22 protein-coding genes are annotated in these 24,593 nt (G+C 64.0%); 12 read left to right on the plus strand and 10 right to left on the minus strand.

From position 1 onward, the window contains the following. The first annotated feature begins 82 nt into the window (after positions 1-82). The 4 genes from K3F49_RS08470 (at position 83) to K3F49_RS08485 (ending at position 4,501) form a co-directional block, all read left to right on the plus strand. The gene (locus K3F49_RS08470) at positions 83-1,039 is read left to right on the plus strand and encodes a carbohydrate ABC transporter permease (protein WP_234680416.1); all 957 of its coding nucleotides are present in this window, start codon (positions 83-85) and stop codon (positions 1,037-1,039) included. Beyond that, a complete protein-coding gene (locus K3F49_RS08475; protein ID WP_234680417.1) occupies positions 1,032-1,934 on the plus strand; it encodes a carbohydrate ABC transporter permease in 903 nt (300 codons plus the stop codon). Before K3F49_RS08470 ends, K3F49_RS08475 begins: the two co-directional genes overlap by 8 nt. Positions 1,935-2,063: 129 nt before the next feature. Then, complete coding sequence (locus K3F49_RS08480; protein ID WP_234680418.1) at positions 2,064-3,035, plus strand: MBL fold metallo-hydrolase; 972 nt, start codon at positions 2,064-2,066, stop codon at positions 3,033-3,035. 110 nt (positions 3,036-3,145) lie between these two features. Beyond that, positions 3,146-4,501: an esterase-like activity of phytase family protein gene (locus K3F49_RS08485; protein ID WP_234680419.1), complete on the plus strand. Its 1,356-nt coding sequence runs from the start codon at positions 3,146-3,148 to the stop codon at positions 4,499-4,501. 151 nt (positions 4,502-4,652) lie between these two features. On the opposite strand, the gene K3F49_RS08490 is transcribed toward K3F49_RS08485, so the two are convergent. Beyond that, positions 4,653-6,332, minus strand: coding sequence for a mucoidy inhibitor MuiA family protein (locus K3F49_RS08490; RefSeq protein WP_234680420.1), 1,680 nt, complete (start codon positions 6,330-6,332; stop codon positions 4,653-4,655). 189 nt (positions 6,333-6,521) lie between these two features. Beyond that, the gene (locus tag K3F49_RS08495; RefSeq protein ID WP_234680421.1) at positions 6,522-7,142 is read right to left on the minus strand and encodes a response regulator transcription factor; all 621 of its coding nucleotides are present in this window, start codon (positions 7,140-7,142) and stop codon (positions 6,522-6,524) included. Positions 7,143-7,344: 202 nt separating this feature from the next. On the opposite strand from K3F49_RS08495, the gene K3F49_RS08500 reads away from it, so the two are divergent. Next, positions 7,345-8,382 carry an AraC family transcriptional regulator gene (locus tag K3F49_RS08500; protein WP_234680422.1) on the plus strand — a complete coding sequence of 346 codons (1,038 nt, stop codon included), beginning with the start codon at positions 7,345-7,347 and terminating at the stop codon, positions 8,380-8,382. A 3-nt stretch (positions 8,383-8,385) separates the two neighbouring features. On the opposite strand, the gene K3F49_RS08505 is transcribed toward K3F49_RS08500, so the two are convergent. After that, positions 8,386-9,597, minus strand: coding sequence for an NnrS family protein (locus K3F49_RS08505; protein WP_234680423.1), 1,212 nt, complete (start codon positions 9,595-9,597; stop codon positions 8,386-8,388). Between the two features lie 140 nt (positions 9,598-9,737). Between K3F49_RS08505 and K3F49_RS08510 the strand changes: the two genes are divergently transcribed. Beyond that, the gene (locus K3F49_RS08510; protein ID WP_234680424.1) at positions 9,738-10,448 is read left to right on the plus strand and encodes a Crp/Fnr family transcriptional regulator; all 711 of its coding nucleotides are present in this window, start codon (positions 9,738-9,740) and stop codon (positions 10,446-10,448) included. Between the two features lie 47 nt (positions 10,449-10,495). Here the strand turns inward: K3F49_RS08510 and K3F49_RS08515 are convergent, their stop codons facing one another. Further along, entirely contained in the window at positions 10,496-10,693 is a 198-nt protein-coding gene (locus K3F49_RS08515) for a DUF1858 domain-containing protein (protein ID WP_234680425.1), read from the minus strand. Positions 10,694-10,766: 73 nt separating this feature from the next. Further along, positions 10,767-12,119 carry an oxygen-independent coproporphyrinogen III oxidase gene (gene hemN, locus K3F49_RS08520; RefSeq protein ID WP_234680426.1) on the minus strand — a complete coding sequence of 451 codons (1,353 nt, stop codon included), beginning with the start codon at positions 12,117-12,119 and terminating at the stop codon, positions 10,767-10,769. A gap of 251 nt (positions 12,120-12,370) precedes the next feature. Between hemN and nirK the strand changes: the two genes are divergently transcribed. Together nirK and K3F49_RS08530 are read left to right on the plus strand one after the other, a co-directional pair. After that, complete coding sequence (gene nirK, locus K3F49_RS08525; RefSeq protein WP_234680427.1) at positions 12,371-13,468, plus strand: copper-containing nitrite reductase; 1,098 nt, start codon at positions 12,371-12,373, stop codon at positions 13,466-13,468. Positions 13,469-13,520: 52 nt separating this feature from the next. Continuing rightward, positions 13,521-14,396 (plus strand): SUMF1/EgtB/PvdO family nonheme iron enzyme, encoded by an 876-nt coding sequence (locus K3F49_RS08530; RefSeq protein ID WP_234680428.1) that lies wholly within the window; start codon positions 13,521-13,523, stop codon positions 14,394-14,396. A 196-nt stretch (positions 14,397-14,592) separates the two neighbouring features. On the opposite strand, the gene K3F49_RS08535 is transcribed toward K3F49_RS08530, so the two are convergent. Next, the gene (locus K3F49_RS08535; RefSeq protein WP_212298191.1) at positions 14,593-15,243 is read right to left on the minus strand and encodes a CoA transferase subunit B; all 651 of its coding nucleotides are present in this window, start codon (positions 15,241-15,243) and stop codon (positions 14,593-14,595) included. 15 nt (positions 15,244-15,258) lie between these two features. Then, complete coding sequence (locus K3F49_RS08540; protein ID WP_234680429.1) at positions 15,259-15,966, minus strand: CoA transferase subunit A; 708 nt, start codon at positions 15,964-15,966, stop codon at positions 15,259-15,261. Between the two features lie 273 nt (positions 15,967-16,239). Between K3F49_RS08540 and K3F49_RS08545 the strand changes: the two genes are divergently transcribed. The 4 genes from K3F49_RS08545 (at position 16,240) to K3F49_RS08560 (ending at position 21,555) form a co-directional block, all read left to right on the plus strand. Then, positions 16,240-18,141: an AsmA family protein gene (locus K3F49_RS08545; protein WP_234680598.1), complete on the plus strand. Its 1,902-nt coding sequence runs from the start codon at positions 16,240-16,242 to the stop codon at positions 18,139-18,141. Positions 18,142-18,336: 195 nt separating this feature from the next. After that, positions 18,337-19,722 (plus strand): ABC transporter substrate-binding protein, encoded by a 1,386-nt coding sequence (locus K3F49_RS08550; protein WP_234680430.1) that lies wholly within the window; start codon positions 18,337-18,339, stop codon positions 19,720-19,722. Positions 19,723-19,819: 97 nt separating this feature from the next. After that, positions 19,820-20,692 carry a carbohydrate ABC transporter permease gene (locus tag K3F49_RS08555; RefSeq protein ID WP_234680431.1) on the plus strand — a complete coding sequence of 291 codons (873 nt, stop codon included), beginning with the start codon at positions 19,820-19,822 and terminating at the stop codon, positions 20,690-20,692. Beyond that, complete coding sequence (locus tag K3F49_RS08560; protein WP_234680432.1) at positions 20,689-21,555, plus strand: carbohydrate ABC transporter permease; 867 nt, start codon at positions 20,689-20,691, stop codon at positions 21,553-21,555. The genes K3F49_RS08555 and K3F49_RS08560 overlap by 4 nt, the downstream gene beginning before the upstream one ends. A 95-nt stretch (positions 21,556-21,650) precedes the next feature. Here K3F49_RS08560 and K3F49_RS08565 read toward each other — a convergent pair whose 3' ends face one another. Genes K3F49_RS08565 through K3F49_RS08575 form a run of 3 tightly spaced genes read right to left on the minus strand, consistent with a single transcriptional unit; the run spans position 21,651 to position 24,542 of the window. Further along, positions 21,651-22,463: an ABC transporter permease gene (locus K3F49_RS08565; RefSeq protein WP_234680433.1), complete on the minus strand. Its 813-nt coding sequence runs from the start codon at positions 22,461-22,463 to the stop codon at positions 21,651-21,653. A 1-nt stretch (position 22,464) separates the two neighbouring features. After that, complete coding sequence (locus K3F49_RS08570; protein WP_234680434.1) at positions 22,465-23,376, minus strand: ABC transporter permease; 912 nt, start codon at positions 23,374-23,376, stop codon at positions 22,465-22,467. After that, positions 23,373-24,542 carry an ABC transporter ATP-binding protein gene (locus tag K3F49_RS08575; protein WP_234680435.1) on the minus strand — a complete coding sequence of 390 codons (1,170 nt, stop codon included), beginning with the start codon at positions 24,540-24,542 and terminating at the stop codon, positions 23,373-23,375. Before K3F49_RS08575 ends, K3F49_RS08570 begins: the two co-directional genes overlap by 4 nt. Positions 24,543-24,593: the final 51 nt, after the last annotated feature.

Genomic DNA, 24,593 nt, shown 5'->3' on the forward strand with positions numbered 1-24,593 from the left:
TAGCGCAAAATTGCTACGCAATTTTGTCGCGAGCTCCTCGCAATGACGGGTTTGGTGATCGTCAACGACAGGACAACAACGAATGTCCGTGACCACCCTCTCCCCAACCGTACTGATCCAGCGGCAACCGAACTGGCTGGTGCGCCTGTTCGACTACAAGCCGTTCCTGGTCGTGATGTGCCTCGCGCCCGCGATCGGCTTGCTTGCGGTGTTCCTGACCTATCCGCTGGGGCTCGGCATCTGGCTCGCTTTCACCGACACCACGATCGGCCGGAAGGGCGAGTTCATAGGCCTGGAGAACTTCCAGTACCTGCTCACCGATTCGCTGTGGTGGAACGCGGTGTTCTACAGCGTGGTCTACACGGGCATCGCGACCTTCGGAAAGTTCGCGCTCGGCTTCTGGCTCGCGCTGTTGCTCAACAACCATTTTCCGTTCAAGAGCCTGTTGCGCGCGATCATCCTGCTGCCCTGGATCGTGCCGACGGTGCTGTCGGCGCTGGCATTCTGGTGGATCTACGATCCGCAATTCTCGATCATCTCCTATTTGCTGGTCGACGTGCTGCATTGGCGCACGACCAATATCGACTTCCTCGGCTCGCCCTGGCCGGCGCGGTTCTCGCTGATCGCCGCCAATATCTGGCGTGGCATACCCTTTGTCGCGATCTCGCTGCTGGCGGGCCTGCAGACCATCTCGCCCTCGCTCTACGAAGCGGCGATGCTCGACGGCGCCAGCGCCTGGCAGCGCTTCCGCTACATCACCTTTCCGATGATGATGCCGATCCTCGCCATCGTCATGACCTTCTCGATCATCTTCACCTTCACCGACTTCCAGCTGGTCTACGCCATCACCCGCGGCGGGCCGGGCAACTCGACGCATTTGCTGGCGACGCTCGCGTTCCAGCGCGGCATCGCCGGCGGTGAGCTCGGCGAGGGTGCGGCAATCGCGGTGTCGATGATCCCGTTCCTGGTGTTCGCGACGCTGTTTTCCTATTTCGGCCTGGCGCGCCGCAAATGGCAGCAGGGAGAGGCCAATGACTGATACCGCCGCGCAACCCACAGCCGTCGCCGACGCCAAAGCGGCACCCGACACCATGGCCTGGGATTCCGGGCTGCGCCGGCTGATGATGATCTATCTGCCGCTCGGCTGCTTCGTGCTGATCCTGCTGTTTCCGTTCTACTGGATGGCGATCACGTCGTTCAAGCCGAACGCGGAGCTGATGAACTACAAGGAGCACAATCCGTTCTGGATCACCTCGCCGACGCTGGCGCACATCAAGCACCTCTTGTTCGACACCGCCTATCCGCGCTGGCTCTGGACGACGATGCTGGTTGCGATCGGAGCAACCACATTGTCCCTGATCGCGAGCACGCTGGCTGCCTATGCCATCGAGCGGCTTCGCTTCCGCGGCAGTCCCTATGTCGGCCTCGGCATCTATATGGCCTATCTCGTGCCGCCGTCGATCCTGTTCATTCCGCTCGCAACCGTCGTGGTGCAGTTCGGCCTGTTCGACTCGCCGCTGGCGCTGATCCTGGTCTATCCGACCTTCCTGGTGCCGTTCTGCACCTGGCTGCTGATCGGCTATTTCAAGTCGATCCCCTATGAGCTCGAGGAATGCGCGCTGGTCGACGGCGCGACGCGGCTGCAGATCCTGCGGCGGATCACGCTGCCGCTCGCGGTGCCCGGCCTGATCTCGGCCGGCATCTTCTCCTTCACGCTGTCCTGGAACGAGTTCATCTACGCGCTCGCCTTCATCCAGAGCGGCGCCAACAAGACCGTGCCGGTCGCGATCCTGACCGAGCTCGTCACCGGCGACGTCTACCAGTGGGGCGCGCTGATGGCGGGCTCGCTGCTGGGCTCGCTGCCGGTTGCAATCTTCTACTCGCTGTTCGTGGACTACTACGTGTCTTCGCTCACCGGCGCGGTGAAGGAGTAACGGACCACCGCGCGCGTAAGCGATCGTGCAGTCCTGATAGACTGCTGTCTGTCCTGGTCGCACCTTAGCGCGCCGACGGCGGAGCGACCGTGGCCGCAATCAATCCTCGCTTCAGAAAGCGAGCATCGCATGGGATCGCAAGAACTCCATTCAATGTCCCGACGCGGCTTTTGCCTGTGTTGCGTCGGCGGCGCTGCGTTCGCTGCCACAGCGGGCTGGCTCAGCCCTCGACAGGCTTACGCCGAAGCGCGCGGCCTCGTCAGCCTAATCAAGGACAGCGCGGCAACATCACAGATCAAGACGTACAAGCTGCGTAACAACATCAGCGTGCTCGAAGGATCCGGCGGCAACATCGCCGTCCTCACCGGGCCAGACGGCAAGCTTCTGGTCGACGCCGGAATCGGCGTATCGCGCCCGCAACTGAGCAAGACGCTTGCCGAAATCAGCGGCGAGCCGATCGCTCATCTGATCAATACGCACTGGCACTTCGACCATGCCGACGGCAACGAATGGCTGAGCGTTGCTGGCGCGAAGATCATCGCCCACGAGAACACCCGCAAGCATCTCGCCGGCGTCCAGCGGGTCGAGGATTGGGACTACAATTTCCTGCCGCTTTCCGCAGGCGCTCTCCCGACCCAGGTGTTTGCCAGGGAACACAGTCTCAAGCTCAACGGAGCGTCGATCGCGCTGAAATATTATGGGCCCGCCCACACCGACAGCGACATCTCGGTCATGTTCGCCGAGGCCAATGTCCTCCATGTCGGCGACACCTTCTGGAACGGCATCTATCCCTTCATCGACCATTCCACCGGCGGCAGCATCGACGGCATGATTGCGGCGTCCGACGCCAATCTGGCGGCGGCCAAAGACGACACCATCATCATCCCCGGTCATGGCAAGCCCGTCAGCAACAAGGCCGAGCTACAGGAATTCCGCGACATGCTGGTCGCCATCAGGGACAACGTCGGCAGTCTCAAGAAACAGGGAAAAACGCGCGGCGAGACGGTTGCCGCCAAGCCGACAGCCGCGTTCGACGCGAAGTGGGGTCAGTTCGTCATCGACCCCGGCTTTTTCACCCGGCTGGTCTATGAAAGCGCGTGAGACGCAGGCGCACGGTAAAGAAATAGCCTGTGCCTGCGGCGTTTGGCCCGGTTTCACAAAACTGCAATAAGCGATCCGCATAAGGCGTCGTCCGCTAACAGGAGACGCACATGCGCGCGACTTTTCTCAGCACCGTCGCAACGATCATTCTCACCGCGAGCACCGCGCTCGCGCAGAGCGGAGGTGAATTTCCGGCCAAGCTCGCCGGCCACGTGGTGATGCCGGCCGCGACCTTCATCGATGCCCCGGCCGATGCCCCCGCTGATCTCAAGACCTCGGGGAAATACACCACCGGCAAGCGCGTCGATGCGCTCGGCACCGTGATGGGAAAATCCTTTGAACGTTCGACCGGCGTCTCGCTGCCGTTCAAGGGCCAGCCGCTGCAGGGTCATTCCGGCATCAAGAAGATGCCCGACGGCAGCTTCTGGGTCATCACCGACAACGGCATGGGCGCGCGCGCCAATTCGATGGACTCGATGCTTTACCTGAACCACTACAAGATGGATTGGGCGGGCGGCAAGATCGAGCGCGAAGCAACCGTCTTCCTGCATGACCCCGACAGACGCGTGCCGTTCCGCATCGTCCACGAGGACACCGAGAGGCGCTATCTCACCGGCGCCGACTTCGACACCGAAGGTTTCCAGATCATCGGCGACACCTTCTGGATCGGCGACGAGTTCGGCCCCTACATCCTGAAGGCCGACAAGACCGGCAAGATCCTCGCCGTGTTCGAGACCATTGCCGACGGCAAGCCGGTGCGCTCGCCCGACCATTGGGCGGTGGGGACGCCCGGTGCTCCGGGCGCGACCTACACCAACGTCAACCTCCGCCGCTCCAAGGGCTTTGAGGGCTTCGCCTCCTCCAAGGACGGCAAATTCCTCTACGGCTTGCTCGAGGGCCCGCTGTGGGATGCCGACAAGAAGGATTGGGAGCGGGTCGACGGCAAGGAAGCCTCCCGCATCCTCGAATTCGACGTCGCCGCGGAGAAATTCACCGGCCGTTACTGGCAGTATGTGTTCGAGCAGAACGGCAACGCCATCGGCGACTTCAACATGATCGATCCGAGCGCCGGTCTCGTCATCGAGCGCGACAACGGCGAAGGCACGCCTGACAAGGCCTGCCCGGCGGGCACCCGCGACGTAAACTGCTTCCCCGACGTTGCCAAGTTCAAGCGCGTCTACAAGATCGAGCTCTCCGACGCCAGTGTCGGCAAACCCGTGCGCAAGATCGGCTATATCGACCTGATGAAGATCCAGGACCCCGACAAGAAGGCGCGCAAGCCGCTCAATGACGGCGTCTACACCTTCCCGTTTTTCACCATCGAGAACGTCGATCGCGTCGACGACACCCACATCATCGTCGGCAACGACAACAATCTGCCGTTCTCGTCGAGCCGCGATCCCAACAAGGCCGACGACGACGAGTTCATGCTGCTCGAAGTCGCCGATTTCCTGAAGGCGAAGTAAGGCCGCGCCCTCTCCTCTCCCTCCCCCGCTTGCGGGGGAGGGCCGGGGAGAGGGTGTCGCAACAACGAAGGCTCCCCAAGAGGAAAGAGCCCTCACCCCAACTCTCTCCCGCAAGCGGGAGAGGGAGCGTACCTCCTTCGTGGCTGGCAACCTAGCCCGACGGCACGATCACCATGCTCTTGTCCTTCGGCCAGCGGGCGCGCCAGGCGAAGTTGATGTCCTTGACCTCGCCGGGCTTGGCGTCGAACGACCATTCCAGCACGCCGCGCTTGTCACGAATATCTTTTGCCGTAGGCGGCGTGGTCGCGGGCAGCATCTCCACGACGATCTCGTCATTCTCGCTGACCGGCAGCTGATCCTCGATCGCGACGTGAATCGGGAAGTCGTGGCCGTTGCGGATTGTGGTCTTGTAGGCGCGCTCGTCGGTCTTCGACGTCGTCACGATCAAGCCTGCCGAGCCTTCGTTGCGCTTGAGCACCGCGCGCTCGATCTTGACCTTGTCGTCGGCGCCGAAGCCGAGCCGCACGATGTCGTCCTTGGCCGAAGCGGACAGCTTGCCGCGGCCGACGAAGACACCGTCGCGGTAGATCGCGACCTTGCCCGGCAGCAACGTCGTGTCATCGGTCTGCTTGAAGCTGGCTTCGAGGAACGCGGTGGGATCCAGCACCGGCGCAGCGCGCACCGCGAGATCCGCAGGCACGCTCATCGAGGCGATACGCAGGCTCTTGGCGCCTTCGGCGGCGCCGAGGCTGACGCGACCGGGGATCTTGAAGGTGGCCTGGAAATCACCGATCTCGGCAACCGCTTGCTGTTCGTCGGCGCGTTGGGCGGGCAGATCAAATTGTTCCCTTGGGGTCTCCATCTTTCGCAACATCGGCGCCGCTGCAGGCGCAGGCATCACCATGTCCGAAACCTGGCCCAGCGCGCGCGGCTTCGGCACTTGCGGATATTGCGCCACCAGCGATCCCAGCTCCGGCGCGCTGCCGCCGCGGGCGATACGGACGGTGGAAACACCGAGCGTGACGTTCGACCAGTCCTCGCCGGTCGATTGCGTCACCTCGGCGCGGCGGACCAGCTCGAGTTGCGGCTTGCGGTCCTTGGCGCCGGTGTCGAGCCGGGCGTCGTAGAGCGGCAGCCAGCGCGCATTGCGCACGGCGTAAGTCACCCGCAGCGTCGCTTTCGTCGCCGCCGTCGAGGCGACGTCGATCCGCACCTCCAGCTTGCTCGGTGGCTTGGCGGATCGGTCGGCTTCGAGTTGCGCGATCTGGCGATCGATCTCGCGCTGCTTTCGCGCGGCATCGCGGATCGTGGCCTCGGCGGCAGCGACTTCCTCGGCCACGGCGGTAAAGGCCGCGCGCCATTCGGTGATCGGGCGCGCCTCGCCCTTCTCGCCGAGGCCGGCGGGAGAGGCTTCGGCGAAGCGTTGCGCGAATTTGCGCCGGGCGGCGGCCGCATCGATCGCGCCTTGCTGGTCGGCGCGCTCGTCCTTGAGCGCCTCGATACGCTTGTCGAGCTCGGAAAGATTGACCGGCGGCACCGCGCGTGGCGGCCGCGCGTCGATGGTGCCGATGGTGAGCTTTGCGCCGGCCTCACCTTCGACGCGGAGAGAGGACGGATCGAGCGAGAGCGGAAAATCCCTGGCGACCAGCGTGCTGTCGCCGGAGGCGAGGTCGATCGCGATCAAGCGGGTGACGGTGGCGCCGTCAGGATAGACGGTGACGGTGTCGATGGCCGATGTGGCGTCCACATCGGCGGCCCATGAGGGCGCGGCGAGCGCCGCGATCACCAGGACCAGGCTCGTCGCCGCCAGACATCTTGCGATCGTGCGCATCAAACTTCTCCCTGCCGATATCGCCGCGCCGCCAGCCGGACGCTGCGAAAACATGCCACGCCATCGTGGTGAGACGCGGCAGGGAAGGAACTGGTTCGATTGGGGTTTCCGTTGGGCGCCGCTGCGGCGGCACCATGGCCGCGGAACGCGTCACCGCGCCGCGGCAGAACCTCGACTCAAAGGCCGCGTTCAGGTCTGGCTGGGCGAACCCTGCCCGTAGATGCGGCGGAGCAAATCTGTCACGTTGCGGGCGCCGGCCTTCTTCAAAATGCCGGCGCGATAGCCCTCGACCGTGCGTGCGCTCAGATGTATGCGACGGGCGATTTCCTTGTTGGTCAGGCCGGCGGCGAGATGGGCGAGCACGTCGCCTTCGCGCGCGGTCAGGGGCTCGCAGCCGGGCAGCCAGCGCTGCCGGCTCGAATCGGGCTGGGCGGACTCGTCGATCGCGGCATCGATCCGACCGACGACGTCGTGGGTGCGAAACGGCTTCTCGATGAAATCTGCCGCGCCGCTCTTGATGGCGTCGACCGCCATGGCAATGCTGCCGTTCGCCGAGGTGACCAACACCGGCGCCATGCAGTTTTCCTCGCGCAGGCGCCTGAGCACGTCGAGGGCGGAGCGATCCGGCGGCATCTCCAGCAACACACAGGCCGGCATCCGCGCCTTGGCCTCCGACAAAAGCGATGCGCCGTCGGCAAAGCAAATCACGTCGTAGGCGCTCTGTTGAAGCGCCGTCGACAGTTGTTCGCGGGAGGCGGCGTCAGTTTCAATGACGAATACCTCACCCTTGGAAAGCATGTTTCCCGGCATAATCCCGATCCAGTAATGTCTTGGTCAAATGGCACGTGACGGCCGGAGGCCCCATCGCGCCCCGCCGTCAATGAGCACGGCATTCGCGCCTGTGCTTCGGTCTTCCTTATGTATGTTCCACACTGTTCCCGGATTTGACGGATCGGGACAGAAACTTTACATTTCGGGACATCTGCGGGAATGGCTGACAGGAACAGGTCGCATGACCGACCTCATTCGCAGCGCAGGCTTGAGCTGTTACCCGGAAGTCGCCCGGTCGGTCGGGCTCGACCCCAGGCAGATGATGCGCAGGGTCAGACTGCCGCTGGCCATCCTCGACAAGCCCGATACACCCATTGCGGTCCCAGCTTTGCGTCGCCTGCTCGAATTGTCGGCAGAGGAATCCGGTGCCGAAGATTTCGGCTTACGGCTGGCCGAGCGCGGCGGCCTCACCAATTTCGGCGCGGTCGGCCTGATCGTGCGCGAACAAGCAACCGTCGGTGAAGCCATCGACGCTTTCTCGCGCTTCATCCATATCCATCATGACGGCATGAAGCTCGACGTTGTCAGAGACAAGCAGACCGTGACCGTCACATTGCATCTGCGCGGTCGGCAGCCGACGGCCCCGCGCCAGTCGATCGACATGGCGCTGGGCAGTGTTCACCGCATCATCCAGTCGCTGTACGGAGGTGACTGGCGGCCGCAGGAGGTGCATCTGCACTACCCGCCGCCGCACGACCGCAAGCGCTACCGCGACTTCTTCGGCTGCCGCGTGATCTTCAATGCGGAGGAGGATTCGATCCTGTTGTCGGCGCACGACATGGAGCGGCGGATCCCGAGCGCGCATCCGCTGATCGCGAACTATCTGCGCAAGCGGATCGAGGCGATCGAAAGCCGGCCGGCGAGCTGGGAGGAGAAGGTCGACGAGGTCGTGCGCATCCTGCTCGCAGGTGGCGACTGCACGGTCGAACGCGTCGCCGAGCATCTCGCCTGCACACGTCGCACCATCCACCGGCGCTTGGCTGAAGCCGGTACCAGCTTCTCGGCCATCCTGGATGCGCAGCGCGCCGATCTCGTGATCCAGCTGATCGAGGACCCCGGCCGGCCGCTGGCGGATATTGCCGCACAGCTCGGCTTCTCCGCGCAGAGCGCCATGGCCCGCTGGTTCCGCGGCCGCTTCGGCTGCACCATCACCGACTGGCGCAAGGGCGTGCGGCCGCTGGCGCAGCCGGCCGACGTCGCGTCGGCATCAGCCGCTTAGGGTTCAGCGCGCCGGCGCCGGCACGCCCATGATGGCGAGTGCGCGCCGCGGGCTGCCGGCGAGCAGCGGTCCGAACGCGGCTGCAAAACCGAGGAACGCGACGATCCAGCCGCAGGCGGTGATGTGCAGCAGCACATCGCCATGCGCCGGCAACACCACGGCGGCGACCCGCGCCAGTGCCGCGACGATGATCGCGACGTAGATGGCTTGCGTCGCCAGTGACGCCGTCAGCGCCTGCCCGGTATGACCAAGGCTCGCGCGCGTCATCACCGCGAGCGTCATGATTCCGGCCGCGCCCGTCATCCAGGCATGAATGCCCGCACTCGGCGGCAGCTCACCGAAGCCGGCCAACGCATTGAGGAAGAAGCCGAGCGGAACGAAGGCGTAGCCGACATGCAGGATCAGCAGCAGCCGCTCCCGCGTGGTGCGATCACCGGCCCAGCGCGCGAGCCGCACCAGGTGCAGCAAGCCGACAAGCGCCATTGCAACCCCTGTAACCGTGTTCAGCGGCGCCGCGATCCACGCGATGAGCGTCAGCGCACTCAACCCGATCACCACGCCATCGAACCGTCCGAACGGCACCGGCAGGCGGCCGGAGTTGAACTTGACCAGCCAGTTGCGGGTAAAACTCGGGATGATGCGGCCGCCGATCAGCGAGATCAGCAGCACGACCACGCCGATGCCGACGCGAATGCTGACATCGGCTGCACCTTCGTAGTGGGCTTCGAGATGGAAGGCGACATTGCCGCCAAGCAGCACCAGCGCGAGCACGACGACCGGCAGATTGCGCCAATTGCCGCCCGCGATGATCTCGCGCGTTGCCGCCGCAACGACGAGTGCCAGAAAGGCGGCGTCGACGCCCAGCGCGAACGCCCAGCCGATCTCGGCGGACAGAACCACCGCGGCGCGCCCGGCGAGCCAGACCACCAGCAGCGCGCCAAGCGACGTGCCCTGGATCGGAAGGCGCCCGGTCCAGTTCGGGATCGCCGTGAACAGGAACCCGGTGATGACAGCGGGCAGGAAGCCAAAGAGCATCTCGTGGACATGCCAGTCCCGCGGCGCGAAGGCCGATGTGACCGACAGCTCGCCATAGAACATCGGCAGCCAGACCAGGATCGACAGGCCCGCCTGGATCGCGGCGAGCAGGAAAAAGGGTCGAAAGCTGTTCGCAAACAGCGGCCAGCCCGCAAAGTTACGGGATCGTACGCCAGCCATGGGGCAACTCCTGTGAATTCGGACCGTCACTTGGATCCTGACTTGGAAAAATACTGCCGTCCGGCCGGCCCGTTTTGCGCTATCGCAAACTACTGGACGATTGCAGGTGCCATCACACTCCTGAGCGCCAAGGAGGCAGGATGGCCAAGGTCGACACATCGCTGGTTGCGCATTTGCCGCTGTTTGCCGGCGTCAAGCCGGAAGCCCTCGACGAGATCCTGCGCGAGGCCCGATCAGTGCGCTATCCCAAAAACACCGCCATTTTCGAGCAGGGCGCGGACGCGCAGTCCTTCTTCCTGCTGCTGCACGGCCATGTCCGCGCCGCCAAGACCACGCCGGCCGGCGAACAGATCGTGGTACGCTATGTCGCGCCCGGCGAGACCTTCGGGCTCGCAATGGCGATTGGCGCCGCGCAGTATCCGGCGACCGCGATGGCGGTCGATGACAGCGTCGCGCTGATCTGGCCGAATTCGGCCTGGCCGCGGCTGACCGAACGGTTTCCCGCGCTTGCCGCCAACACGATGCAGACCGTCGGCAAGCGGCTGCAGGAGAGCCACACCCGTATTCTCGAAATGTCGACCCAGCAGGTCGAGCAGCGCGTCGCGCATGCGCTGCTGCGGCTCGCCAGCCAGTCCGGCAAGAAGCTCGACCACGGCATCGAGATCGACTTCCCGATCAGCCGCCAGGACATCGCGCAGATGACCGGCACCACGCTGCACACGGTGAGCCGTATCCTCAGCGGCTGGGAGAGCCAGGGTCTGGTCGAGAGCGGCCGGCAGCGCATCATCCTGCGCGATCCGCACAGGATCGTCGTGCTGGCAGAGCGGAATCCGGGCAGCGGCGCCGCCTGACGATAGGGGTGAGGTCGGGCGCGCCCCCGCGCAGATTCCAACTCATATCATGCCGGCACGCATTCGCTCAGCGCGGCGAGAAACTTGTCGCGATCGATGCCGTGCTCGCGGCAGGCGTCGTCCACGGTATGGAAGGTTGCGATCGGACAGCCGACACAGGCCATCCTGAAGGCGAGGAACACGCGGATCGTGTGCGGCGCCGCGCGCATGATGTCATCGACCAGATCGTCGGATCGGAAGGGCATGGACAACTCCGTTCCGAAGTGACGATAGCGGAGCTGGGCTGAGTTTCTTTGTTGAAGCGCAAGCTGGTGGCAACTACACCGCCCGGCTATGCAGCTGCTTACCCGGATCCAGATGCGCATCGAACGCGGCCGCGACGCTGCGGACCAGGAAGCGCGCGTCGTTCGCGACCGCAAGGCGATCGCCGTCGAGCCTCACCACGCCATCCGAGATCAACGGCTCCAGCCGCGACGCAGACTTGAGCATCGCCTCCGGCTTTGCGCCATGACGCGCGCAGATGTCGCCGAGATCGGCGCCGAACTCGCACATGATGCGCTCGATGATGTCGGCACGCAGCCGGTCGTCATCGGTGAGCCCATAGCCTTTTGCGGTGGCGAGGCGGCCATCCGCGATGCCCTGCGCATAGGCACCGATCTGCACCGCGTTCTGGACGTAGCCCTGCGGCAGACGTCCGATCGCACTGGCGCCGAAGCCGAGCAGGACCTCGCTTTGGTCGGTGGTGTAGCCCTGGAAATTGCGCCGCAGCGTCCCCTGCTCGAATGCGACCGCCATGGCGTCGTCGGGGCGCGCAAAATGGTCGAGCCCGATCTGCATATAGCCGGCCTCCTTCAGCGCGTTGGCGATGGCGCAGGCCTGGTCATGGCGCGCAAGGCCGTCGGGCAGATGATCCACGTTGATCATGCGCTGGTGCTTCTTGAAATCAGGCACATGCGCATAGCCGAACACCGAGAAGCGGGCCGGCGCGAGCTCCAGCGAACGCCGCACCGTATCCAGGCAGGACGCAATCGTCTGGTGCGGCAGGCCGTAGATCAGGTCGAAATTGATCCCCTTGATGCCGGCGCTCTGGAGCATGTCGACGACGGAGGCGGTCTGTTCAAAACTCTGCAGGCGGTTGATTGCGCGCTGCACGACGGGATCGAAGCTTTGAACGCCGAGGCTGGCGCGGTTGACGCCGGAGAGCCGCATCGCTTCCACCATCTCTGATGTCAGCGTGCGCGGGTCGATCTCGACCGCAATCTCGGCCGAAGGCAACACGAAGAAGACGTGACGCATCGCCGCCATCAGCTCGGCAAAGGCCTCCGGCGCCATGATCGTCGGCGTGCCACCGCCGAAATGGATGTGCCCGACCTTGATGCGGCGGCCGATGGCATCAGTGACCTCGGCGATTTCGCTGCGCAACGTCCGCTGATAGGACGCGATCAGCCCGTCGCGGCGAACGATCTGGGTATGGCAGCCGCAATACCAGCACATCTCGCGACAGAACGGCACGTGCAGATAAAGTGATGCGCTCGCGTTCGAGGGAAGCTCCGACAACCAGCGTGCGTAGGTGTCGGCACCTATCGACGGCGAGAAATGCGGCGCGGTCGGATAGCTCGTGTAGCGCGGCAGGCGCTCCTCGCCGTAGCTTGCCGCGAGATCGGTCCTCATATCCTACCCATTCGTCGATTGATGCCGCTTGCGGTAACGGCAGGCTCCGGATGGCACTGGATTACCCGCTTTCGAACCCGCGACCTTGCGCTCGCTCAAAGTCCGGGCGCCGTGCCGCGCGTCGGTGCACCTCCTAAGGAATTCACCGGAGGCGAATCCGGCAAAACCTTGTCGCAGCGCAAACACTCTTGCGGCAACAGGCGCACACTGCATCCGTCATTAAAACCCTTTCACATGAAGGATGCTTTACGATGTTCACCCGCAGAGCCGCATTGATCAGCGCCGCCGCGACCGCTCTGATGCTCGCGACACCCGCCTTCCCTGCCAGCGATCTCAAGCTGCCGCGGCAGAAGGTCGAGCTGGTCGCCCCGCCCTTCGTGCACGCGCACGAGCAGGCCACGACGCAAGTGCCCAAGATCATGGAATTCAAGATGACCATCGAGGAGAAAAAGGTGGTGATCGACGACAAGGGCACGACCTTCCAGGCCATGACCTTCAACGGCTCGATGCCGGGCCCGCTGATGGTCGTGCATGAAGGCGACTATGTCGAGCTGACGCTGCTCAATCCCGCGACCAACACCATGCCGCACAACATCGACTTCCACTCCGCGACCGGTGCGCTTGGCGGCGCCGAGCTCACGCTGGTCAATCCCGGCGAGCAGGTCGTGCTGCGCTGGAAGGCGACGCGGACCGGCGTGTTCGTCTATCACTGCGCGCCGGGCGGCCCGATGATCCCCTGGCATGTCGTCTCCGGCATGAACGGCGCCGTGATGGTGCTGCCGCGCGACGGACTGAACGACGGCAAGGGCCACGCGCTGAAATACGACAAGATCTACTATGTCGGCGAGCAGGACATGTACGTGCCGCGCGACGAGAAGGGCAATTTCAAGTCGTACGACTCGCCGGGCGAGGCCTTCACCGACACCGAAGAGGTGATGAAGAAGCTGATCCCCTCCCACGTCGTGTTCAACGGCAAGGTCGGCGCGCTCACCGGCAAGAACGCGCTGACGGCCAAGGTCGGCGAGAACGTGCTGATCGTGCATTCGCAGGCCAACCGCGACAGCCGCCCGCATCTGATCGGCGGCCATGGCGACTATGTCTGGGAGACCGGCAAGTTCTCCAACCCGCCGGAGACGGGGCTCGAGACCTGGTTCATCCGCGGCGGCTCGGCGGGCGCGGCGATGTACAAGTTCCTGCAGCCCGGCATCTACGCCTATGTCACGCATAATCTGATCGAGGCCGCCGACCTCGGCGCCACTGCGCACTTCAAGGTCGAAGGCAAGTGGAACGACGATCTGATGACCCAGGTGAAGGCGCCTGCGGAGATACCGGCTCCCAATACCAACTAGATGCAACAAGGGGCCGGCCATCGCCGGCCCCTTCTTCTTTCGGGGGATGACCATGCTGATTGCATTCAAGCTGAAATTGCTACTTGCCTGTGCGGCCGGCTTCGCAGGACCACTGGCTGTTGCGCCCCTGGTCTCCGAGATGTCGACGCGCGGCGCGCAAGGCGAGCCTGTGATCGTCGAGATCGCCGCAGGCAGCTTCGCTTATCGCGAGGCCGGCGATTTCACCCGCGCCGGGCAGCAGGCCGAAGCGCCGCTGCACAGATTGCAATTCACGCGGCCGCTTCACATCATGCGCGAGCAGGTCTCCTCCGCCGCCTACCAGCTTTGCGTGCGGGACGGCGAATGCCATGCGCTCGATCGCGGCGTGACGATTGCGCCCGACCGCCCCGCGGTGCAGGTAAGCTGGCACGATGCGCAGGCCTATGCCAGCTGGCTGTCGCGCCAGACCGGCCATCACTATCGTCTGCCGAGCGATGCGGAATGGGCCTTTGCCGCGGGCTCAAAGTTCAGGGATGACGGTGCGCCGGTCGAGGCGGACGATCCCTCAAAACGCTGGATCAGCCGCTACGAGCGTGAATCCGAACGTGACCTGTCCGACACCACGGCCTATCCGTTCGGCCAGTTCGGCCTGAACGAGCGTGGCGTGTCCGATCTCGCCGGCAATGTCTGGGAGTGGACCTCGACCTGCTTCGTGCGCTCGCGCGTCGACGAAGCCGGCAAGGCCGGCCGCCCGACGGTAAATTGCGGCGTGCGCGTCGCCGAGGGCGCGCACCGTGCCTACGTCACCGACTTCATCCGCGACGCCCGCGCCGGCGGCTGCGCCCAAGGCGTGCCACCCGCCAATCTCGGCTTCCGCCTAGTGCGCGAGGAGCGGTCGTGGGTGGCGAGCGTGTCGGCGAGGTGGGGGAAGGTCTGGGCGCGGTCGTAGCGACGCTCCGTCATTGCGAGCACAGCGAAGCAATCCAGAGTCTTTCCGCAGAAACAGTCTGGATTGCTTCGTCGCTTCGCTCCTCGCAACGACGACTTGGAGGCGACGCGCGCCTTCGCAAGTACCTGCATTGCATTGGCAAACGAAAATGGTCGGGACGAAGCCCGGCCATTCCTAATCGTTCGGGATCGTTGCCTTACGTGTTTTTCAGCGCGACGCGGAATTCGGCTTCGGTCTTGGCCTTGACCTCGTCGAGCGTGACGCCGTCGGCGAGCTCGATCAGCGCCATGCCGCCGTCGCCGTGCTTGTCGATGGTGAACACGGCGAGATCGGTCACGACCATGTCGACGACGCGCTCGCCGGTCAGCGGCAGATTGCACTTCTTCAGGAGCTTGGCGCCGTCCTTGGCGGAATGCTCCATCACCACGACGACGCGCTTGACGCCGGCGACGAGGTCCATCGCGCCGCCCATGCCCTTGACCATCTTGCCGGGGATCATCCAGTTGGCGAGATCGCCGTTCTGGGCCACCTGCATGGCGCCGAGGATCGACAGGTCCATGTGGCCGCCGCGGATCATGCCGAAGGAATCCGCGCTGGAGAAATACGAGGTCGAGGGCAGCTCGCTCACGGTCTGCTTGCCGGCGTTGATCAGATCGGCGTCCTCTTCGCCCTCATAGGGGAACGGGCCCATGCCGAGCATGCCGTTCTCGCTCTGGAGGCTGACGTCGACGCCGTCAGGGATGTAGTTCGAGACCAGCGTCGGGATGCCGATGCCGAGGTTGACGTAATAGCCGTCACGCAATTCCTTCGCGGCGCGCGCAGCCATCTGTTCACGGGTCCAGGCCATATCGATCTCCTGATCTTAAGCGGCGGTGCGCGGGCGGGTGTTGCGGAATTCGATGCGCTTCTGGGCCGTGCCGACCTCGACGATGCGCTTCACGAAAATGCCGGGCGTGTGGATGTGGTCGGGATTGAGTTCACCGGCGGGAACCAGATGCTCGACCTCGGCCACCGTAACCTTGGCGGCGGTCGCCATCATCGGGTTAAAGTTGCGCGCGGTCTTGCGGTAAATCAGGTTGCCGGCGGTATCGCCCTTCCAGGCATGCACGATAGCGAGGTCGGCGAACAGCCCGCGCTCCATCAGGTACTTCTCGCCGTCGAACTCCTTCACTTCCTTGCCTTCGGCGATCAGCGTGCCGACGCCGGTCTTGGTATAGAAGGCCGGGATGCCGGCGCCGCCGGCGCGGATGCGCTCCGCCAGCGTGCCCTGCGGATTGAATTCGAGTTCCAGCTCGCCGGCGAGGAATTGCTGGGCGAACAGTTTGTTCTCGCCGACATAGGACGAGATCATCTTCTTGATCTGGCGGGTTTCCAGCAGGCGGCTAAGCCCGATGCCGTCGACGCCGGCATTGTTCGAGACAACGGTCAGACCCTTCACGCCGGAGTCGCGGATCGCGTCCGACAGGGTCTCGGCGATGCCGCAGAGGCCGAAGCCACCCGACATGATCATCATGTTGTCCTTGAGAACGCCCTCAAGAGCCGACTTGGCGTCGGGATAGACCTTGTTCATGAAAAAACCCTCGACTGAAGCTGCGGCCTGCAGGCGTCGCGCCCTTATTGGCGGCGATTATTAGGCGAAATCGTCCGAAGCCGTCAATGATACGGGGTTTTCCGTTCCGAGACCCGGTGATAGAAGCTGCCCACACCGTGGGCAGACCCGTCCTCGGCCTTGAAAGCGACAAGAAAACCCATCAAGTTGCGGGGGTTGGGCGTGGGGGCGCGCAGGTTTCTCGCCCCGCCCTTTTGCTCCAGCGACCAACCCGATCAGGACATGCCATTGACCATGGCCCAAGGAATGAAGCGCCTCGGGACGCCGATCGCGGCGCTGTTCGGCGTCGCGCTGATCGCCCTGATCGCGACCTCCTGGCTCATCAACCGCGACGCGTTGCGCAAGGCCGTGGAAGCGCAGATTCGCGATGTCACCGGGCTCGAGCTCAGCGTGGCGGGCAGCATCGACATTTCCGTGCTGCCGGCGAGCTACATCTCGTTCCATGATGTCGGCCTGAAGGGCGGCGGCACCGCCGACCCCGCGCTTCATGTCGACGTGCTCACCGCCAATCTCCGGCTCTTGCCGCTGCTGCTGCAACGGTTCGAGATCGCCGACCTGACGCTGCTGCGGCCACACATCCATGTCAGCCTGAAGCCGGACGGCGAGAGCAACTGGACACCCTTTATCCAGACCATCGCACGGACGATGAAGCCCGGCGCCGACAACCAGGTCTCGTTCTCCGAAATCAGGATCCAGGACGGCGTGCTCAATTACGAGGACGTCGCCACGAACGCCACCGAGAAGTTCGAGGACATCGACCTGTCGCTGGCCTGGCCCTCGATCTCGCGCTCCTTTGCCGCGACCGGACAGTTCGACTGGCGTGGCGAGCGCGTCGACGGCTCGATCAGCATTGCCGATTTCGTCGCCGCGCTCTCGGGCGACCGCTCCGGGTTGAAGGCGCGGATTGCCAGCGCACCGCTCAAGCTCGCCTTCGACGGCAGCGTCGCCAACCGCACCAGCCCAATGATGGAAGGCACGCTCACGATCGACAGCCCGTCCTTGCGCAACGCGTTGCGCTGGACCGGCCAGCCGCAGCCCGGCAGCGGCGGCTTCGGCCGCTTCGCGCTGAAGGCGCGCGCCAATGTCGTCGGCGCCTCGATCGCGCTCACCAACGTCAATGTCGAGCTCGACGGCAACACCGCCGAAGGCGTGATTACTTATGCCAATAACGGCCGGCAGACGCTGCAGGCGACGCTCGCCGCCGACGCGCTGGACCTGACACCCTATATCTCCACCTTCCGCCTGCTCGCGAGCGGTGCGCGCGACTGGAACAGGCAGCTGTTCGATCTCAACGGGCTTTCGAGCACCGACCTCGACATGCGCCTGTCGGCCGCCAGGCTGACGGTCGGCCCCTCGAAGCTCGGCCGCACCGCGATCGGCGCCAACTTGCGCAACGGCACGCTGGCGCTCTCGGTCGGCGAGGCACAGGTCTATGGCGGCATCGCCAAGGGCTCGTTCGGCATCTCGCGCTCCGACACGGTCGCCGACATCAAGGCGCAATTCCAGTTCACCGACGTCGACCTCCAGGCCTGCGCCTCCGAACTGTTCGGCCTCAACAAGCTGTCCGGCCGCGGCAATATCAACGTGTCGCTGCTTGCTTCCGGCTCGAGCCCGTTCGGCCTGGTGCAGTCGCTCGACGGCACCGCCACCGTGACCGGGCATGACGGCGCGATCGCGGGCTTCAACGCCGAGCAGTTGCTGAAGCGGCTGGAGCGCCGGCCGTTGTCGGGCGGCGGCAATTTCCGCAACGGCTCGACGCCCTTCGACAATCTCACCATCGCCGTGAAATTCGCCGATGGGATCGCCACTGCCGAGGACATCCGCATCGAAGGGCCGGCCGCGAAGATCACGCTGACCGGCACGGCATCGGTGCCCACGCGCGAATACGACATGAAGGGTGTGGCGAGTCTCAACACAACGTCCGGCTTTCAACTGCCGTTCATGGTGCAGGGCCCCTGGGACGATCCGCTGATCTTTCCCGATCCCGAGGCCCTGATCCGCCACTCGCCCGCTGCGTCTCCTTTCCTCGATTTGCTGAAGCAGCGCATCACCGGCGGAAAGCGACAGGCACCCGAGGGATCGCCGACCGCGGAGAACGCGAAGGAAAACGCCAAAGAGGGCGCGAAGTCGAACTGAGGACGGCGTCCGCGACATCGGCGAATTGATCGGGGCGAATTGATGCGGCGATCGCATCGATGCCCACATTAAGCATCTCCTTCAGCCCGGTAACCCTCGACCTAGGTCTGACAACATGCCGCTAGATCGGATAGCGGCCATGCGCTAGTGTTTTATCCGACCGGTTAAAACACCGGCGGCTTGAGGGAGAAAAACGTGAAATTCAAGGTTATTGGCGCAGTATCACTGGCGGTCGCTGCGGCCGGGCTGTTTGCAGCCGCTGCACCCGCATTTGCACAGCAAAAGACGATTACGGTCTGGTGGGGCAAGGGCTTCTATCGCTCCGAAGACGACGCGCTGCTCGATACGATCAAGAAGTTCGAAGCCAAGACGGGCATCAAGGTCGAATTGTCGCAGTACGCGATCCAGGACATGATTCCGAAGACGGTCGCCGCACTCGACGCCGGCACCGTGCCCGACGTCGCCTATTCCGATTCCTATGACGTGCAGGCGCAAGGCAAGTGGGCCTACGAGGGCAAGCTCGAGGATCTCACCGACGTCATGGAGCCGATCAAGGACCGGTTCGTTCAGAACACGCTGGACGCCTCGATCCTCTATAACGACGTCACCAAGAAGAAGGCCTATTACGGCTTCCCGCTGAAGCAGCAGAGCATGCACGTCCAGATTTGGAACGACATGCTGGAGAAAGCCGGTTTCAAGCAGAGCGACATCCCGACCGACTGGGCGGGCTACTGGTCATTCTGGTGCGACAAGGTGCAGCCGGGCATCCGCAAGGCCACCGGCCAGCGCATCTACGCCGTCGGCCAGCCGATGGGCGTGGAGTCGACCGACGCCTTCCAGTCGTTCTACACCTTCATGGACGCCTATCACGTCAAGCTGGTCGATGATGACGGCAAGCTCACGGTCGACGACCCTAAGGTACGCGAGAACCTGATCCACGCGCTGAAGGACTACACCGACACCTATATCAAGGGCTGCACCCCGCCGTCCTCGACGACCTGGAAGGATCCCGACAACAACGTCGCCTTCCACAACAAGACGATCGTGATGACCCACAATTTCACGATCTCGATCGCGGCGAAGTGGTACGAAGACTCGCAGAATCAGGCGCTCACGCAGGAGCAGCGCGACGCCGGCAAGAAGGCCTATGAGCAGGACATCATCACCGCGTCCTTCCCGAAGGCGCCGGATGGTTCGACCATCCGCTACCGCTCGGACGTCAAGACCGGCTTGATCTTCACCGCAGCCAAGAACAAGGCCGAGGCCAAGCAGTTCATCAGCTTCCTGCTCCAGGAAGAGAATGTCCGCCCTTATATCGAGGGTGCGCTCGGCCGCTGGTTCCCGGTGACCAAGGAAAGCCAGGAAAGCCCGTTCTGGCAGGCTGACAAGCATCGCAAGGCCGTGTACGCGCAGTTCAAGGGCGGCACTGCACCGTTCGACTTCACCAAGAACTGGAAGTTCACGATTCTCAACAACGAGAACATCTGGGCCAAGGCGATGAATCGGGTCGTCAGCGAGAAGGTCCCGGTCGACAAGGCCGTCGACGAGATGATTGTCCGCATCAAGCAGGTTGCGGGCTAAGTTCTCTTTCTTCCTCTCCTCGCTGGCGCGGGGAGAGGCAAAACGCTAACACCGGCCGCCTCGTGCGGCCGGAAGTCCTTTCAAAGAGTCCCAAAGAATGGCGATCACGCTCTCTGGCGATCATGCGCTCCCCTCCCCTCCCCTGTCGCCGCGGCTGACCCCGGCGCAGGTCTGGGGCATCGTGCTGCTCGCGCCCTATCTGCTCGTTTTCCTCGCCTTCGTGGTCTACCCCGTCTGCTACGGGCTGTGGCTGGCGCGGGCCCCGTCGAACTATGTCGCGCTCTATAACGACCCGATCTTCGCGCGCGCCGCGGTCAACACGCTGATCTTCCTGGTCATCGGCATCAACATCAAGATGCTGATCGCGCTGTTCCTGTCCGGCTTCTTCGCCATGCAGCGCACCTGGATCAAATGGCTCTCGGTGATCTTCATCCTGCCCTGGGCGGTGCCGTCGATCCCGACCATCCTGTCCGTGCGCTTCATGTTCAATCCCGAATGGGGCGTGATCAACCACCTCATTTTCTCTTTCACCGGCGATGACGGTCCGAACTGGCTGAACGACCCGACCGTGGCGCTGACCATGGCGATCGGCGTGCACATCTGGAAGTCGCTGCCGTTCTGGACGCTGATCCTGATCACCGGCCGCCTTGCGATCGCGCAGGATCTGTTCGAGGCTGCCGAGGTCGACGGCGCGAGCTGGTGGCAGAAATTCCGCTTCATCACCTGGCCGTCGATGCAGACGCTCTACATCACCTGCACGCTGCTCTCGATGATCTGGACGCTCGGCGACTTCAACAGCGTCTACCTGCTCACCGGCGGTGGTCCGGCCGATCTCACCCACGTGCTGTCGACGCTCGGCATCCGCTATCTCCGGCTCGACCAGCTTTCGCTCGCGATGGCCTCCATCGTCTGCGCGATGCCGTTCGTCCTGCCGCTCGTGTATTTCATGATGAAACGGTTGTCGCGATGAAGCTTCCCGGCGTAAGCGAATTTTCCTGGCGCGACGTCGCGACGGAAGCGCGGCTGCTGCTGATCGGTATTCCCGTCTTCCTGTGGACGATGATCCCGATCTACCACATGTTCCTGTTCGCGATCTCCCCGAAGGAGGACGCGTTCTCGGGCAAGCTGTGGCCGGACCATCCGACGCTGCACAACTTCGAAATCGTGTTCAAGCAGCAGCATTATTTCCTGCGCGACTTCTACGCGCAGTTCTGGAATTCGACGCTGATCGCAGCCGCAGTCGGCGCGCTGACGCTGTTCATCGCGACCGCCGCGGCGTTCTCGATCTCACGGCTGAAGGTGCCGGGCGGACGCATGGTGCTGAACCTCGCGCTGTTCACCTATTTCATTCCGGCGGCGTTCCTCGCAGTGCCGATGTACCGGACCATGGGCAATTACGGGCTGCTCAACAATCACTGGGCGCTGATCCTGGCGATGGTGACGATCGCCAGCCCTTACGCGATCTGGGTGCTCAAGCAGGCCTCGGACAAGCTGCCGGTCGAGCTGGATGAAGCCGCGGTGATGGACGGCGCCACCACGCTGCAGATCTTCCGCCTGGTCTATCTGCCGCTGATGATGCCCTCGCTGGTCGCGATCGGCACCTATGCGGTGCTGCTCGCCTGGAACGAATATCTCTACGCGTTCCTGCTGCTCTCGAACGATCGCGAGATCACGCTTCCCGTCGCACTCGGCAACTTCCTCGCCGCCGACGACTCGCCCTGGGAGCTGCTGATGACCACCGGCTTCATCTACGCGCTGCCGCCGGCCGCGGTCTATTACGCCTTCCGCCGCTACATGGTGGGCGGGCTGACAGCGGGCGCCGTGAAGTCCTAGCACCGCTCGTCATTGCGAGCGAAGGCGAGGCAATCCAGGAATATGTCCGCGGAGACTTTCTGGATTGCTTCGCTTCGCTCGCAATGACGACAGACTTATAGCGGCGCCGCGCTCTCGCCCTGCGAGCTCGAAAGCTTTGAGGCAAGCGAGGCGATGACGATGACGACCGCGATCAGGGCGATCACCAGCGTGCAGATCGCATTGATCTCCGGCTTTACGCCGAGCCGCACCTCGGAATAGATCCGGATCGGCAACGTCGCCGATCCAGGCCCCGTGGTGAAGCTCGCGATCACGAGGTCGTCGAGCGAGAGCGTAAAGGCGAGCATCCATCCGGCGACGATCGCCGGCGCGATCAGTGGCAGCGTCACCGACAGGAAGGCGCGGACGGGGGCGCAGCCGAGGTCCATCGCCGCCTCCTCCAGCGACCGGTCGAGCGAGCCGAGGCGCGACTGCACGACGACGGCGACGAAGCACATCGTCAGCGTGGTGTGGGCAATCGTCACCGTCCAGAAGCCGCGCTCGGCGTTCAGCGCCACGAACAGCAGCAGCAACGACAGTCCCGTGATCACCTCCGGCATCACCAGCGGCGCGTAGAGCATGCCCGAGAACAGCGTACGGCCGCGAAAGCGCTCGCCGCGCGACAGCGCCACTGCAGCCAGCGTGCCGATCAACGTCGCAATGGTCGCAGATGCAACCGCGACCCGCAGGCTCATCCAGGATGCCTCGATCATGGCCCGGTCGCCAAAGAACTCGTAATACCAACGCAGCGACCAGCCGCCCCACACCGTCACCAGCCGCGAGGCGTTGAAGGAATAAATAACGAGAATGAGGATCGGCAGATAGAGGAAGCCGAGCCCGAGCGCGAGCGAGGCGATGTTGAAGCGGGACAGACGGGAGACCTTGCGCATCTCACCGTTCCTCCAGCTGCCGCCGCTGCAGCCGCTCATAGAGCAGAAGCGGCAGCAGCAGCACCACGAGCAGCACGATCGCCGCGCTCGAGGCAACCGGCCAATCCTTGTTGGTGAAGAATTCGAGCCACAGCGTCTGGCCGATCATCAGCGAATTCGAGCCGGCGAGCAGATCAGGAATCACGAATTCGCCGACGATCGGGATGAAGCACAAGAGCACGCCGGCGCCGACGCCCGGCAACGACAACGGGAAGGTGACGAGCCAGAACACCTGCCACGGCGGCGCGCCGAGATCACTGGCCGCCTCCTCCAGCGCCGGCTCCATCTTGGCGAGCGTGGCATAGAGCGGCAGGATCATGAACGGCAGATAGGAATAGACGATGCCGATATACATCGCGGTGTCGGTGGACAGCCACACCACCGGCTGGCTGACCAGATGCAGCGCCAGCAGGATCTGATTGAGCAGGCCGTCGTGCTGCAGGATGTTGATCCAGGCATAGATGCGGATCAGGAACGAGGTCCAGAACGGCACGATCACCAGCACCATCGCCATCGCCTGCCAGCGCTTCGGCAGCCGCGCCATGCCGTAGGCGATGGGATAGCCGATCAGCAGCAGCAACGCGGTCGCTGTCACCGCAACGGTGAGGCTGCGCAGATAGGCGAACACATAGATGTCGTCGGAGGCGATCAGCTTGAAATTGTCGATTCCCAACGCGGCAAAGGCCGCCCGGATCGTCGTCCACCCCGCTGTCAGGTCGAACACCGGCTCGTAAGGCGGCTGCGCGATTGCCGTCTGCGACAGGCTGATCTTCAGCACGAAGCCGAACGGCACCAGGAAGAACAACACCATCCAGACATAGGGTGCGATCGCGGCGAAGCGGGCCGGTCGCGCGAAAATCCGGCGCGCGCTCATGACGGCAGCACCACGCAATCGTCAGGCGTGAACCAGGCGACGATTTGCTGATTCAGGCTATAGGCATCGACATCGAGGCGCGCGCTGTTGGCGACGGACGCCTGCACCACGCCGCCGGTATCGAGCTTCACCTTGTAGGTGGTGGTGCCGCCGAGATAGCAGATGTCGGCAATCACGCCGTCCAGCCGGTTGATCGCGGTTTCATGACCGGCCTCGCTCACGGGACCGCGACGCGACAGCTTGACCTTCTCGGGGCGGATCGCGACCGAAAATCTGCTCTCGCCGACGGGCTGGCGCGGCGCGGCCACCACCAGCGTGCCCGCATCGCGCGTACCAATGATCAGGCGATGACCATCGCACAATTTGGATTCGGCGTCGAACAGATTGATGTCGCCGACGAACTCCGCGATCCAGCGCGAGCGCGGTGCCTCGTAGAGCTCGCGCGGACCAGCAACCTGGGCGAGCTTGCCGGCATTCATCACGCCGATTCTATCAGCCATCGTCATCGCCTCTTCCTGGTCGTGGGTGACGATGATGAAGGTCATGCCGAGCCGGCGCTGCAGCTGCATCAGCTCGCCTTGCGTGTTTTCGCGCAACTTCTTGTCGAGGGCTGCGAGCGGCTCGTCGAGCAGCAACAATTGCGGTCGGCGCGCCAGCGCGCGGGCCAGCGCGACGCGCTGCCGCTGGCCGCCGGAGAGCTGGTCGGGCTTGCGCTTCTCCAGCCCGTCCAGCTTTACCAGCGCGACCATCTCCGCGACGCGCGTTGCGATGTCGGCGCGTGCCAGACGTGCGCGCTTCAAACCGAAGGCGATGTTGTCGCGCACTGAGAGATGCGGAAACAGCGCGTAGTTCTGGAACATCATGTTGATCGGGCGCTCATGCGGCAGCGCCTGCGCGATGTCCTTGCCCCCGAGCAGGATGCGCCCCTCGTCCGGAGCCTCGAAGCCCGCGAGCATGCGCAGCAGCGTGGTCTTGCCGCAGCCGCTGGGGCCGAGTAGCGCAAAGAACTCACCGGCCTTGATGTCGAGCGACACGCCGTCGACCGCACGGAACGTCCCGAACGTCTTGGCCACGCCCTCGATGCGCAACAGTGGCTCGCCCGCGGCCGGATGCATCTCTCCAGCCGCATTGGCCACGGCGTCCGTTCTGGGCAACTCGTCAGTCATGGTCCCTGCCAACCCCAATGCCGCCGCACGCTAGCGGCGGATCGAGCTTTG

The organism is Bradyrhizobium monzae (assembly GCF_021458635.1).
In the GTDB taxonomy this organism is placed as follows: Bacteria; Pseudomonadota; Alphaproteobacteria; order Rhizobiales; family Xanthobacteraceae; genus Bradyrhizobium.

What these genes read in the sequence shown, in the direction of transcription:
- K3F49_RS08470 (WP_234680416.1), top strand. Translation starts at nt 83, where the DNA reads ATGTCCGTGACCACCCTCTCCCCAACCGTACTGATCCAGCGGCAACCG.
- K3F49_RS08475 (WP_234680417.1), top strand. Translation starts at nt 1,032, where the DNA reads ATGACTGATACCGCCGCGCAACCCACAGCCGTCGCCGACGCCAAAGCG.
- K3F49_RS08480 (WP_234680418.1), top strand. Translation starts at nt 2,064, where the DNA reads ATGGGATCGCAAGAACTCCATTCAATGTCCCGACGCGGCTTTTGCCTG.
- K3F49_RS08485 (WP_234680419.1), top strand. Translation starts at nt 3,146, where the DNA reads ATGCGCGCGACTTTTCTCAGCACCGTCGCAACGATCATTCTCACCGCG.
- K3F49_RS08490 (WP_234680420.1), bottom strand. Translation starts at nt 6,332, where the DNA reads ATGCGCACGATCGCAAGATGTCTGGCGGCGACGAGCCTGGTCCTGGTG.
- K3F49_RS08495 (WP_234680421.1), bottom strand. Translation starts at nt 7,142, where the DNA reads ATGCCGGGAAACATGCTTTCCAAGGGTGAGGTATTCGTCATTGAAACT.
- K3F49_RS08500 (WP_234680422.1), top strand. Translation starts at nt 7,345, where the DNA reads ATGACCGACCTCATTCGCAGCGCAGGCTTGAGCTGTTACCCGGAAGTC.
- K3F49_RS08505 (WP_234680423.1), bottom strand. Translation starts at nt 9,597, where the DNA reads ATGGCTGGCGTACGATCCCGTAACTTTGCGGGCTGGCCGCTGTTTGCG.
- K3F49_RS08510 (WP_234680424.1), top strand. Translation starts at nt 9,738, where the DNA reads ATGGCCAAGGTCGACACATCGCTGGTTGCGCATTTGCCGCTGTTTGCC.
- K3F49_RS08515 (WP_234680425.1), bottom strand. Translation starts at nt 10,693, where the DNA reads ATGCCCTTCCGATCCGACGATCTGGTCGATGACATCATGCGCGCGGCG.
- hemN (WP_234680426.1), bottom strand. Translation starts at nt 12,119, where the DNA reads ATGAGGACCGATCTCGCGGCAAGCTACGGCGAGGAGCGCCTGCCGCGC.
- nirK (WP_234680427.1), top strand. Translation starts at nt 12,371, where the DNA reads ATGTTCACCCGCAGAGCCGCATTGATCAGCGCCGCCGCGACCGCTCTG.
- K3F49_RS08530 (WP_234680428.1), top strand. Translation starts at nt 13,521, where the DNA reads ATGCTGATTGCATTCAAGCTGAAATTGCTACTTGCCTGTGCGGCCGGC.
- K3F49_RS08535 (WP_212298191.1), bottom strand. Translation starts at nt 15,243, where the DNA reads ATGGCCTGGACCCGTGAACAGATGGCTGCGCGCGCCGCGAAGGAATTG.
- K3F49_RS08540 (WP_234680429.1), bottom strand. Translation starts at nt 15,966, where the DNA reads ATGAACAAGGTCTATCCCGACGCCAAGTCGGCTCTTGAGGGCGTTCTC.
- K3F49_RS08545 (WP_234680598.1), top strand. Translation starts at nt 16,240, where the DNA reads ATGGCCCAAGGAATGAAGCGCCTCGGGACGCCGATCGCGGCGCTGTTC.
- K3F49_RS08555 (WP_234680431.1), top strand. Translation starts at nt 19,820, where the DNA reads ATGGCGATCACGCTCTCTGGCGATCATGCGCTCCCCTCCCCTCCCCTG.
- K3F49_RS08560 (WP_234680432.1), top strand. Translation starts at nt 20,689, where the DNA reads ATGAAGCTTCCCGGCGTAAGCGAATTTTCCTGGCGCGACGTCGCGACG.
- K3F49_RS08565 (WP_234680433.1), bottom strand. Translation starts at nt 22,463, where the DNA reads ATGCGCAAGGTCTCCCGTCTGTCCCGCTTCAACATCGCCTCGCTCGCG.
- K3F49_RS08570 (WP_234680434.1), bottom strand. Translation starts at nt 23,376, where the DNA reads ATGAGCGCGCGCCGGATTTTCGCGCGACCGGCCCGCTTCGCCGCGATC.
- K3F49_RS08575 (WP_234680435.1), bottom strand. Translation starts at nt 24,542, where the DNA reads ATGACTGACGAGTTGCCCAGAACGGACGCCGTGGCCAATGCGGCTGGA.